Raw genomic sequence first — 12,301 nt, forward strand, 5'->3', positions numbered from 1 at the left:
GCATTACAGGTTGTTGCAGCGGAAGTCGGCCAGCGGGATGCCATGCCGCTTGATCTTGCGGTACAGGGTATTGCGGCTGATGCCGAGCTGCTGCGCCGCGCTGCTCATGTTCCAGCGATGCTTCTCGATGGTCGAGAGCAGCGCCGCCCGCTCGGCGACTTCCAGCGGCGTGCCGTCGTTGGAGGTCGCCGCATCCGGCGCGGACGCATCCACCACCGTTGCGGGCAGTGCGGGCAGTGCGGGCGGCGCAGCGGCGGCGGGCGGCGTCCAGTCGCGGATCTCGCGCGGCAGGTCCGCCAGGCACACCAGGCCGCCCTCGCAGATGGCCAGGGCGGTGCGGATGACATTGCGCAGCTCGCGGATGTTGCCCGGCCACTGGTAACGCAGCAGTTGCTCGAACGCATCGATCTCCACCGCCACCGGGCGCCCGTCGCTGGTTTCGCTGGCGATGATCTGGCGGATCAGGCGGTCCTTGTCGCAACGCTGCGCCAGCGAGGGCAACTCCAGGGTGATGCCGTTGAGCCGGTAGTACAGATCCTCGCGGAAGGTACCGCGCTGGATCATGTCGAGCAGGTTGCGATGCGAGGCGGAGATGACGCGCAGGTCGGCGGTGATCGGCGTTTCGCTGCCGAGCGGAACCACTTCGCGCTCCTCCAGCACCCGCAGCAGCCGGGTCTGCAACAGCAGCGGCATGTCGCCGATCTCGTCGAGGAACAGGGTGCCGCCGTCGGCCTGCAGGATCTTGCCGCGCATGCCTTCCTTGCGCGCGCCGGTGAAGGCGCCGGACTTGTAGCCGAACAGCTCGCTCTCGATCAGCGACTCCGGAATCGCCGCGCAGTTGACGGCGACGAAGGCCTTGCCGGCACGGTCGCTGGCCAGATGCAGGGCCTTGGCGAAAGCCTCCTTGCCCGAGCCGGTGGGGCCGCGGATCAGGATGGAAACCTGGCTCCTGGCGATGCGGTGCGCGCTGCGGATGTTGCGCAGCATCTGCGGATCTTCGCCGGCGACATCTTCCAGGGTCATCGGCCCGGCGGCGGCCGGCGCGGCGGCCACTTCCACCACGGTACGGGTTTCCCGCGCGGGCATCGGCGAGGGCGCGGGCCCGTCGTCGTGGCGACCGCCGCGCACCAGGCTGGCGAAGTAGCGGCGCCCGTGCCGCACGTCGCGGACCTGCCAGATGGCGTTGCGCAGCGCATGCTCCATCGCACCCAGCTCGCGCATCCCGGTATCGAGGATTTCGCGCAGCGGGCGGCCGATCAGTTCGCGCCGGTCCTCGACGCCGAGCAGCTTGGCGGCGGTGATGTCGGCGGCGATCACGGTGCCATCCTCGGCCAGCGCCAGCGCGCCGTCGTGCAGCAGGTTGACCAGTTCGGGGCGGTGGTGGAAACGCAGGATCGACTGGTGGCGGTGACGACGCAGGAACAGGCATTTCTCGATCAGATGGGCCGAGATGTTGACCAGCGCCATGGTGTGCATCTGGCTCACCCTGGGCGCGCGCGCATCGGCGCTGGAGGCGTCCAGCACGGCCACCACCTGGCCGCTGGAATCGCGGATCGGCGCGCCGGAGCAGGACAGGCCGATGTGGCGCACGCGGAAGTGATCGTCCCGGTAAACCGTCACCGGCCGCGCTTCGGCGATGCAGGTGCCGATGCCGTTGGTGCCTTCGTGCTGCTCGCTCCAGTCCGCGCCGACGGTAAGGCCGGCGCTGCGGAACATCTGCTTCAGGGTGGGATCGATCTTCTCGCACAGGATGACGCCGCTGGCATCGGTCAGCAGCAGCGCGTAACCGGAGCCGGAAATCTGCTCATACAGCGAGTCCATCTCGGCGCGTGCGATCTCGACCAGTTCCTCGTGCTGCGCCTGGCGCTCCTTCAGGCGGTCGCGATCCACCACCATCGGTGTGTAGAGACGGGAAGGATCGAGCTTGAACTGATTGACGCAGCGGCCCCAGGACATGTCGATCGTCGACCGCGGCGCGCCCGCGCCCGCCGGGGAATCGTGAACCGTGCGGAGTACATCTTCCGCGTGCTTGACCACCATTGCATTCGCCATCTTCAACTCCTCCAGTGTCGCGTCCCGTCCCTTGCTTCGGGTGAACCGGTCATCCGGCTTCTGGGCGCGCGCCCTGTTAGCAGCAAGTGTGCCAGGGCCGGGGATACAGAGTGTCACCGTATTGGAGCATCTCGTGTCGGTCAATGGATGCGCTGTAGACAAGACACACCGCATCGGGCGCGAAACAGCATCCGCACTGAATCCGCCCCTCGCTTCAAAGCCGCCCTGCAAGCCGTTGCGCGGCGGACAACCCGGCCGTAAACGGCCTGGGACGCCGTTATCCGTGTTTGGCGCGCTCCTTGCTCTTGAGGCGCCCGCGACGATGCAGTGGATCGTCAGGCGCCGTATTAGACCTTGGTCGTAGACCCGGTCGCACCACGGCGATCAATCAGTTAGCGACCATCGCGATGGTCAATTGGAGGAGCGAAAAATGGATGGAAATGACGGTGGTCTGACCGCACTGAGCCCGGCGGTCAGGAAATTCCTCAGTCAGCCCAAGCAGGTGCTGATCAACGGCAAGTGGCAATCCGCGCAGTCCGGCAAGACCTTCGAAGTCTTCAATCCCGCCAATGGCGAAATCATCGGCCATGCGGCGGCGTGCGAAAAAGACGACGTCGATCTGGCGGTAAGGGCGGCGCGCAAGGCCTTCGACGAAGGCCCCTGGCGGCGCATGACAGCGTCCGAGCGCGGCCGCATCGTGTGGAAGATCGGCGACCTGATCCTCAAGTACGCCGAGGACCTGGCGCAGCTTGAATCGCTGGACAACGGCAAGCCCATCGCCGTGGCGCGCGCCGCCGACGTGCTGCTGGCTGCAGACCTGTTCCATTACATGGCGGGCTGGGCCACCAAGATCGAAGGCAGCACCATCCCCCTGTCGGTGCCCTATACGCCGGGCGCCGAGTACCACGCCTATACCCGCAAGGAACCGATCGGCGTGGTCGGCCAGATCATTCCCTGGAACTTCCCGTTGTTGATGGCGGCGTGGAAACTGGGCCCGGTGCTGACCACCGGCTGCACGGTGGTGCTGAAACTGGCGGAAGAAACACCGATGTCGGGCCTGCGCCTGGCCGAGATCTGCCAGGAAGCCGGCGTGCCGGACGGCGTGCTCAACGTGCTCACCGGCTTCGGCGAGCCCTGCGGCGCGCCGCTGGCGGCACATCCGCTGGTCGACAAGATCGCCTTCACCGGCTCGACCGAGGTGGGCAAGCTGATCGTCAAGGCCGCCTCCCACGATCTGAAGAAGCTGTCGCTGGAACTTGGCGGCAAGTCGCCCAACATCATCCTCGACGACGCCGACCTGGATATCGCCATTCCCGGCGCTGCCAGCGCCATCTTCTTCAACCAGGGCCAGTGCTGCGCCGCCGGCTCGCGCCTGTTCGTGCAGGAGAAGATCTACGACAAGGTGATGGACGGCATCGCCAAGGCGGCGCGGGGCATCAAGGTCGGCCCCGGCCTCGACCCCAGCACGCAGATGGGACCGCTGGTGTCGCAGATCCAGTTCGACCGCGTCTCCGGCTTCCTCAAGTCCGGCGCGGACGACGGCGCCAAGGCGCTGACCGGCGGCAAGCGCATCGGCGACCGGGGCTACTTCCTGGAGCCGACGGTGCTGGTCGATACCACCGAGAAGATGAGCGTCTACCAGGACGAGATTTTCGGACCGGTGGTCACCGCCACGCCGTTCAAGGAACTCGACGACGACCTGATCCGCCGCGCCAATGACACGGTGTTCGGCCTGGCTTCGGGCATCTACAGCACCAACGCCAGCAAGATCCACCGCCTGGCCTCGCGGCTGCGCGCCGGCACGGTGTGGGTCAACTGCTACAACATCTTCGACGCAGCCCTGCCCTTCGGCGGCTACAAGCAGTCCGGCTGGGGACGCGAGATGGGCCAGGAGGTGCTGAAGAATTACCTGGAGACGAAGTCGGTCTGCATCAGCCTGTAAGTCACGCGCGGTGAGAGCCGCACGGGGCGGGCCGGTATACCGGTACCGCACCGTGCGGCTTTTTCATGTGTGATCCACACGCCACGTGCACGGCCGGATCCTTCGCCGCACCCAGGGTGATGGAAAAGGGAACGCGCGCCGAATCCGGCGCCATGACTGGTGCTCCAGCCGTGGCGATGTGAAGGCGCAGGCTGTACCGCGCTTGCCATGACCTGTCACCCATCGCCGGGACTTCTCCACGTCCGGCCGCCTCGATACAACTCCGATATCTTGAGAAAAGCCTTGTAGATACTGGGCATTTCCGCATCCGGACGGAATGGCATGGCACTTGCTCCCGCGCCGCTCGCACGGGCCGGGATGGAGGAGAAAAACGGCTCGCTGCTTTGCGAACCACTTTTTTTCTTATACGGGAGCTAAAACGATGAACAGGTTCAGCAGGATCATTCCGGTTGCCGGCGTCATGTCTCTGCTTTGCGCGTCCGGCGCCGCTCATGCCTTCGACATGGTCAATGGCGACTGGAAGTTTTCGTTCAACGGCAACATCAACGTCCACTACATCTACTCGGACTGCGAGAGCGCCTCGTCGGCGAAGGCCATCACCACCGTGGGCGGCGCCTGTACCGGCAGCGCCAGCGGCAGCAGCGTCTCCAACGTGGGCAACGGTCTGCTGCCGGCGGCGATGTCCTTCGGCGTCGCCACCACGCAGGGCGGCTACGACATCACGGCGCACTTCGGCCTGTATCCGGGCATCAGCACCAACGACGGCGGCTCGCCCAACGTGCAGCAGGGTTCACCGGCCGGAACCAACGTGGCATTGGGCACCACCGGACTGGACGTGCGCCAGGTCTACATGACCTTCGGCAACAAGGACATGGGGACCTTCACCCTGGGCCGCAACTTCGGTTTGTTCGGCTTCGACGCCATCATCAACGACATGACCCTCCCCGGTGTGGGTGTCGCCGGCAGTTTCTCCACCGCAACGCCGTCCAACACCTCGCTCGGCTCGATCGGCTTCGGCTACATCTATACCGATACGCTGGCGCAGATGAATTACACCACGCCGGACTACGCCGGCTTCAATGCCACGCTGGGCATCTTCGACCCGATCAACTCGCTCACCGCGCCTGGACCCGCGGCGCCGAAAAGCGCGCCGGGTGTCCACGGCAAACTGACCTACACCTATGCTTTCGACAAGGGCACCAAGCTGTACCTGTCGAGCGCGTTTCTGGATCAGAAACAGAAGTACCTGATCGGCGCCACGCCGTACAGCTACAACGGCTTCGGTATCGATGCCCTGGCGAAGCTGGATATCGATGCGTTCGAGGCGGTGGCCTACTACTACCGCGGCAGCGGCCTGGGCACGACCGGGCTGTTCTTCCTCTCGGATGACGGGCTGGGCAACAAGCGCAATTCCAGCGGCTACCTGTTGCAGGGCAGCTACACCATCAACAAGGTCAAGCTCGGCGTGAACTACGGCGTAAGCCGGCTCGGCTATGCCAACAACGCCGATCAAGCGAATGTGCCCAACCTGCTCAAGTCCAACAGCAAGGTCACGGCCGGCGTCTATTACTCGCTGACCAAGAACCTGACCCTGCTGAGCGAAATCAGCGATGTCGACACCAAAGCTCACAACGGGGACAGCAACCGCAGCATCAGCGGCAATGTCGGCGCCTTCCTGTCGTTCTGAACGACTCCCCCAGAGGTGATATTGGGCCGGGACTTCCCGGCCCTTCTTTTTTCCTCCGGGCGATCGGCCCGCGCGCTAGGCGTGCGCCACCCGCCGCCCGCCGAACGCCGACTTGCCGGCCGCTTCGGCCAGGCGGACGACGATACGCTGGAAGATGTCCTCGACCGCACCGGTGCCGGGCACCACAACCAGCTTGCCCTGCGCGCCGTAGTAGTCGAGCAGCGGGCGCGTCTCCTCGCCGTACACGCGGATGCGGCAGCGGATTACCTCTTCGCGGTCGTCGGCGCGGTCCTGCTGCTGTGCGCGCAGGAGCAACCGCTGCACCAGCTCTTCGTCATCCACTTCCAGGTGCAGGGCCAGGTCCAGGGGCGTGCCGTGGCCGCGCAGCAGCGCATCCAGCGTTCGCGCCTGCGCGGTATTGCGCGGGAAGCCGTCGAGAATGAAGCCGCCGGCGGTATCCGGCTGGGCCAGCCGGCTTTCGACGATCTGCACGACGATGTCGTCGGCGACGAGGCCGCCGGCATCCATGACGGACTTGGCCTTGCGGCCCAGTTCCGTGCCATCGCTGACCGCGGCGCGCAGGGCGTCGCCGGTGGACAGGCGCGGCACACCGAACTCGTGCGCCAGTTTTTCGCCCTGTGTTCCCTTGCCGGAACCGGGTGCACCCAACAGTATCATCCGCATCTTCGTTCCTTCCTTCGCAGTCATCGAGCGTTCCGGACATTTCCGGGGCGGGACGCGAAGGCAAGATGCATGCCGCGGGACGCGGGCCCACGCACGTCCTGCAAGCGGACGACGCGTCCGGCCGAAGCGCACGAAGAAGTACATCCCCGACTGAAAATACACATCACGCCCGCGTCAGTTCATCGCACAAGCGCCGTTCACGCGAACGACCGCGCCGGCTGTGATCGGCGCTGGACGAGTGACTGCAATCGCAATGCGGTCATGGCTGGACCGTATTGCGGCTGCATCACCGGTCTGCGCCCGAAAGCGGCGGCGGGGCCTTTTGCCCGGCCTCCGCTTCGGCGATGCCGCGGATCAACGCGGCGGCGGCACCACGACGACGGTGCTGCCACCCGCGCCGTTCTGGCCTTTGGCGCCCTTGGCGCCGGTATTGCCCTGGTTGCCCTGGCTGCCGGTGGCACCGGTGTCGCCGACAGCGCCGGTGTTGCCGGTGTTACCGGTATTGCCCGTGGCGCCCGTGTCGCCGACGGCACCGGTGTTGCCCGTGTTGCCGGTATTGCCCTGGTTGCCGGTGGAGCCCTTGGCGCCGGTATAGCCGGTATTGCCGGTGTTGCCCTGTTCGCCCTGCGGACCCATGGGGCCGGTACAGGCGCCGAGTCCAAGTGCGGCGAGCAGCAGAAGTGACGGGATCGAATATTTCATGACGGCCTCTCAAGTGGTACGCGGCCGGGAGACCGCATGGGCCACTCTGGCCGGAGGCGTACACAGCGTCTGTTCGCTGCGGCACTTAGAGCCTGTAACAGAATGCATCGCGCCTGCGACGGCGGTCATTTATGCGCCGCGCAGCGTCGCCTGTCAGACTCCGGCGGCTTTCAGGCTCAGGCGCACCGCGAAGTAAAGCACCGCGATCAGCAGCAGGGTGAAGACGATGCCGCCGATGATGAAGGTGGAGGCCTTGCCGTGCTTGAAGTCGCGTTCGCGGTTCTTCTCGCTCTGCACGCCGAAGGCGGCGGAGACCACGCTGGCGGCGGTCTGCAGCAGGGTGGGCGCCCGCTCGTCTTTGCCGGGTTGTTCTGCGGGAGGCTCGGTCATGGGAGTCTGCTGAGGAGGGAAGGTGTTGCGTGTAGTTTATCGGCCACGCCGGCGCGGCTGCTGTTCGTAGGTACGTTGCAGCTTGCGGGCGAAGGCGGAGAAGTCGAGGCCGTGGCGGCGGGCCAGCTTGCGCGCCTCGCGCTCGATGGCGGGCCAGTCCGGCTCGCGCCAGGGTTCGTTGAAGGCGAAGGCGACACGGTTGCCCTCGCCCACCACGTCCTGGACGATCAAGCGGTCGTCGAAGGTGTCGGCGATGAGGCCGCGGTGGAAGTCGACCACTTCATCCGGCCCGATCAGGTTGACCACCAGTACGCCGCCGGGGCGCAGGCCGGCGCGCAGCTTCTGGTAGAAGCCGGCGTTGCCGAAGGAGGGCACGATGCCCAGCTCGTCGCAGCCGTCGATGAGGATGACGTCGGCGCGCTCGTCGGGCGCGGCGAAGTAGTCGACGGCATCGGCGTGGACGATGCGCATGCGCTGGTTTTCGGCGGGGATCTGGAAGTAGTGGGCGCAGTTGATGACGCCGCGGTCGATCTCCACCGTGGTGATGCTGGCGCGCGGCAGCTCGCGGTAGCAGAACTTGGTCAGCGAGCCGCCGCCCAGTCCGACGATGGTGACCTGCTTCGGCCGCGGCAGGAACAGCATGAAGGCCATCATCTGCCGGGTGTAGGCGAGCTTGAGCGCGTAGGGCTCGTCGATGCTCATCTCGCTCTGCACGTAGTAGGGGCTGAAATGCAGGGAGCGGATGACGCCGTCGTCCACCACGAAGGGGTCCGGATCGCCCTCCTCGCGCGGGCGCGGCGGCGGGCGGCGGATATTCTCGTCCGGGATGCGCTGCGGCGGCAGGAACCCGGTGCCGTTGAATGGTTTGGCGGCGGCCCTGGCGGCCCGCTTCGGCGGGGAACTGCGGCGCTTGGTTTCGGTATCGGTCACTGTCGGGTCACTGGAGCGTCATTGGAAGTAGGGGCCGCCCCCGGCGGGGGACTGCCGCAGGCCGGCAGCCGGCCCGTTGTGGATGGAAAAATCGTCCCCACTGTTTGCGTCATGGTAAGGACTTGGTTGAAGACTTGCCCTGTAAACCGCTGCCGCCGGCCATGGGCAAGGATTTGCGCCCACCGGGCGGAACGGCGGCCGGCAAACGGGGTCACAACCTTGCTTTGCTGAAATTCCCCGGAATTTCCGGTAAAATATGCGGTTCTTCGCCGATTTTCGATTTTCCGTGGTCGGCACCACGTACGAGAGCCAGTTGATGAGCGCTTCTGACCAGCAGTCCCAGATCAAGATCCTGATTGCACTCGGCAAGGAAAAGGGTTTCCTGACCCATGCCGAAGTCTCCGACCATCTGACCGAAGTCGTCGATTCGGACCAGGTCGAAGACGTCATTACGATGATCCAGGGCATGGGCATTCCGGTCCATGACGAAGCGCCGGACGAGGAATCGCGCCTGTTCAGCGAGCCCACCGTGGCCGCCGCCGAGGACGACGAGGAGGCCGCCGAAGAGGCCGCCGCCGCGCTGGCCTCCGCCAACTCCGAATTCGGCCGCACCACCGACCCGGTGCGCATGTACATGCGCGAGATGGGCAGCGTGGAGCTGCTCGACCGCGAGGGCGAAATCCGCATTGCCAAGTGCATCGAGGAGAGCCTCAACGAGGCGCTCTACGCCATGGCGATCTACCCGCAGACCGCCGGCACCCTGCTCGACGCCTACGCCGCGGCGAAAGACGGGCGCAAGCGCCTGGCCGAGGTGGTGGTCGGCTTCTTCGACCCGAACGCCGAAGCCGCCGCCGCCGAGGCCGCGCTGGCCGAGGCCGAGGAAGTGGAACTGGACGCCGAGGAATCCGAGGACGGCGACGAAGAGGAAGCCGCCGCCACCGGGCCGGATCCGGAGCAGGCCGCCGCCGCCTTCGCCGAACTGCAGAAGCTGCACGACACCGCGCTGGCCTCGCTGAAGCGCCTGGGCGCTTCCAGCGACAAGACCGCCAAGCTGCGCGCCGCGGTGGCCGACCACATCATGAGCTTCCGCCTGTCGCGCAAGATGACGGAGGAGATCACCCTCAACCTGCGCGACAGGGTCGAGTCGATCCGCGGCCTGGAGCGCGCCATCATGAACGTGGTGGTGAGCGACGCCGGCATGAGCCGCGAAGAGTTCATCGCCAAGTTCCGCGAGGAAGGCTCCACCAGCCTGGCCTGGGTGGACAAGGCGATCCGTGCCAAGCGCAAGTATTCGGCGACCCTGGCTTCGCGCAAGGGCGACATCGAGCAGCTGGTGGAACAGCTCAAGCACATCGAAGTCGAGAACCTGCTGTCGATCGACGAGATCAAGGACATCTACCGCCGCATGACCGTGGGCGAGGCCAAGGCCCGCCGCGCCAAGAAGGAAATGGTCGAGGCCAACCTGCGCCTGGTCATCTCCATCGCCAAGAAGTACACCAACCGCGGCCTGCAGTTCCTCGACCTGATCCAGGAAGGCAACATCGGCCTGATGAAGGCGGTGGACAAGTTCGAATACCGCCGCGGCTTCAAGTTCTCGACCTATGCCACGTGGTGGATCCGCCAGGCCATCACCCGCTCCATCGCCGACCAGGCGCGCACCATCCGCATCCCGGTGCACATGATCGAGAGCAGCAACAAGGTCAACCGCATGAGCCGCCAGATGCTGCAGGAGATGGGCCGCGAGCCCACCGCCGAAGAGCTGGCGATCAAGATGGAAATGCCGGAAGACAAGGTGCGCAAGGCGCTGAGCATCGCGCGCGAGCCGATCTCGATGGAAACCCCGATCGGCGACGACGGCGATTCCCACCTGGGCGACTTCATCCCGGACAACGGCACCGTGTCGCCGCTGGAGTCCGCCACCTCGCAGGCCCTGGCCGAGACTACCCACCAGATCCTGGCCAGCCTGACGCCGCGGGAGGCCAAGGTGCTGCGCATGCGCTTCGGCATCGACATGAATACCGACCACACGCTGGAAGAGGTCGGCAAGCAGTTCGACGTCACCCGCGAGCGCATCCGCCAGATCGAAGCCAAGGCGCTGCGCAAGCTGCGCCACCCGAGCCGGGCCAACCACCTGCGTTCGTTCGTGGTGGAATAAGCTTCAGCAAAGCTGCAAGGAAAAGGCCCCGCGATGCGGGGCCTTTTTTATTGCGCGACGACTGGCGGCGCGAATCCGCGCAAATCCTTTATGCGCTTCGATAGCGCTTCCCTCTCCCGCAGACGGGAGAGGGTGGCCATGCGGATGGATGCGGGCGCTGGATCGACCTGCCACCAGATCTTGCCGGCGCTGACAAGCTCGCTGATCATGCTGACCGGCTTGGTTTCAGCCCTGACCGACCCGCCCCGGGGTGGCCCCCTTCACCGTTAGATTGACGGCCAACGGCAGCGCTCAGGAAGTCGCCGGCATATCTCTGGCGGGCCAGGAACGGACGGTCGTTACCTTAATTTCGCACGTTGGAAAGCTGTCATTTGCCACCGACCTCCGTCGGGCACAGCCCACAGGCGCCTGCCGCGAACGTCCGGTAACGGGCGCCTCACTTAGATTCGTGATAGTACCAAGAGGCGGAGCCAACGCCCTTTGGTCCTCATGGCAGTGAAGTGGCGGACGGACCCACATCTTTCAGCTGACACTGAGTCTGTACCCCACCCCTGGCTCGGTGAGCATCAAGGCTGGGTTAGCTGGATTGCTCTCCAGTTTGCCACGCAGTTGGCGCATGTAAACGCGAAGGTAGGCAACGTCGTCCTCATTGTCCGCGCCCCAAACCTCGCGCAGTAGATGGCGATGCGTGAGTACTTTCCCGGCGTGGATCACCAGTTGCTGCAGGACGTCGTATTCCTTGGGTGAAAGCTTGATCGCGATACCATCGCGCGTGATGCGGCGACTAACAAGGTCGATGCAGAGGCCGCCGTACTCAAATATAGGATTGACGCCTTGCGACTGTATGCAATGGCGAAACGCGGTGCGGATGCGGGCAGCCAACTCTTCAACGCCGAACGGCTTGGTAACATAGTCGTTTGCGCCCGCATCGAGTGCTTGAACCTTGCCAAGCTCGTCGTTCCGCGTAGACAGGACGATAATGGGCACGCGCGAGCCCAGCCTTAACTTGTGGATAATGTCCCGGCCATCGCCGTCGGGGAGGTCCAGTTCCAAAATAACGAGATCAATCTTTGTCTCGGCCAATCGCTCAAAGGCTTTTGCCGCACTACTGGCTTCAAAGACCTTGTAACCAAGCACACCCATCATTCTGTTCAGCAGGCGGCGAATCGCGGGATCGTTGTCAACGACGAGGATTCGGCCGGCGGTAATCGGAGCACTTTCGTGGGTTAGGGCCTGGTTGTCGAAATCAGCGCTTGGCATCGCATCCCCAGCTTTGATAGTCCGCAGAATCGGACAACGATAAATTTAAGACTAGCAACTGCGCGGAGATCTGTATTGATATGGGTCAATGCGGGATTCCAAGCCAACTATGAAAAATATATCTATTCGTCGCCAATCGAAGCGGCGGCCTGTTTTTATGCGGGATTTACGAATGGCTGCGTCGCGTATAGACAATGCTTACGGTTTGACGGTCCAGGCAGTCTCGATTTCCAACGTCGAATAGGCTTCTAATAGCACCGTCGGAATCACACCGGCGGATGGAGTGAAATGGTAATGTTTAGTATCGTCGGTGGCGGCGCAGAGCACACCTCCAAGCGTGTACAGCCCGATTGGCGACGGCCGGCCTGGAACGGCTGGCGCGTTTTGGCGGTGACACTGGCGTTTCTTGCGCCTTATGCCGCGTTCTACCTGCGGATTGTTCACGAAACCGACCCAAACGATCCCTTGATGACTCCAGCCATGTTGGCGGTACGCTTAG

At 64.6% G+C, this 12,301-nt stretch carries 11 protein-coding genes; 4 read left to right on the forward strand and 7 right to left on the reverse strand.

Features of this window, described 5'->3' with window-relative positions; translation table 11 throughout:
• Positions 1–3: 3 nt before the first annotated feature.
• Entirely contained in the window at positions 4–2,052 is a 2,049-nt protein-coding gene (locus tag BP26_RS0117580; RefSeq protein ID WP_029921874.1) for a sigma-54-dependent Fis family transcriptional regulator, read from the reverse strand.
• A 430-nt stretch (positions 2,053–2,482) separates the two neighbouring features.
• Here BP26_RS0117580 and BP26_RS0117585 point away from each other — a divergent pair, with 430 nt between their 5' ends.
• Together BP26_RS0117585 and BP26_RS0117590 are read left to right on the forward strand one after the other, a co-directional pair.
• Positions 2,483–3,994, forward strand: a complete 1,512-nt coding sequence (locus BP26_RS0117585) for an aldehyde dehydrogenase family protein (RefSeq protein ID WP_029921875.1) — start codon at positions 2,483–2,485, stop codon at positions 3,992–3,994.
• Between the two features lie 421 nt (positions 3,995–4,415).
• On the forward strand, positions 4,416–5,681 hold the full coding sequence (locus BP26_RS0117590) for a porin family protein (RefSeq protein WP_029921876.1): 1,266 nt from the start codon (positions 4,416–4,418) through the stop codon (positions 5,679–5,681).
• A gap of 75 nt (positions 5,682–5,756) precedes the next feature.
• Here the strand turns inward: BP26_RS0117590 and BP26_RS0117595 are convergent, their stop codons facing one another.
• The 4 genes from BP26_RS0117595 to BP26_RS0117610 form a co-directional block, all read right to left on the reverse strand.
• Positions 5,757–6,365 (reverse strand): adenylate kinase, encoded by a 609-nt coding sequence (locus BP26_RS0117595; protein WP_029921877.1) that lies wholly within the window; start codon positions 6,363–6,365, stop codon positions 5,757–5,759.
• A gap of 354 nt (positions 6,366–6,719) precedes the next feature.
• On the reverse strand, positions 6,720–7,067 hold the full coding sequence (locus BP26_RS30915; RefSeq protein ID WP_029921878.1) for a hypothetical protein: 348 nt from the start codon (positions 7,065–7,067) through the stop codon (positions 6,720–6,722).
• 153 nt (positions 7,068–7,220) lie between these two features.
• On the reverse strand, positions 7,221–7,457 hold the full coding sequence (locus tag BP26_RS0117605; RefSeq protein ID WP_029921879.1) for a DUF2970 domain-containing protein: 237 nt from the start codon (positions 7,455–7,457) through the stop codon (positions 7,221–7,223).
• 36 nt (positions 7,458–7,493) lie between these two features.
• Entirely contained in the window at positions 7,494–8,387 is an 894-nt protein-coding gene (locus BP26_RS0117610) for a spermine/spermidine synthase domain-containing protein (RefSeq protein WP_051749112.1), read from the reverse strand.
• A 316-nt stretch (positions 8,388–8,703) separates the two neighbouring features.
• On the opposite strand from BP26_RS0117610, the gene rpoD reads away from it, so the two are divergent.
• Positions 8,704–10,542, forward strand: a complete 1,839-nt coding sequence (gene rpoD, locus BP26_RS0117615; RefSeq protein WP_029921881.1) for an RNA polymerase sigma factor RpoD — start codon at positions 8,704–8,706, stop codon at positions 10,540–10,542.
• A 47-nt stretch (positions 10,543–10,589) separates the two neighbouring features.
• Here rpoD and BP26_RS29620 read toward each other — a convergent pair whose 3' ends face one another.
• Both BP26_RS29620 and BP26_RS0117625 read right to left on the reverse strand, forming a co-directional pair.
• Positions 10,590–10,751, reverse strand: coding sequence for a hypothetical protein (locus BP26_RS29620; RefSeq protein ID WP_157572592.1), 162 nt, complete (start codon positions 10,749–10,751; stop codon positions 10,590–10,592).
• A gap of 313 nt (positions 10,752–11,064) precedes the next feature.
• The gene (locus tag BP26_RS0117625; protein ID WP_211254961.1) at positions 11,065–11,802 is read right to left on the reverse strand and encodes a response regulator; all 738 of its coding nucleotides are present in this window, start codon (positions 11,800–11,802) and stop codon (positions 11,065–11,067) included.
• 294 nt (positions 11,803–12,096) lie between these two features.
• On the opposite strand from BP26_RS0117625, the gene BP26_RS30390 reads away from it, so the two are divergent.
• On the forward strand, positions 12,097–12,301 hold a 205-nt coding region (locus BP26_RS30390; RefSeq protein WP_211254962.1), incomplete at its 3' end, for a hypothetical protein.

Source organism: Nevskia soli DSM 19509, from assembly GCF_000711955.1.
GTDB classification, from domain to species: Bacteria; Pseudomonadota; Gammaproteobacteria; order Nevskiales; family Nevskiaceae; genus Nevskia; species Nevskia soli.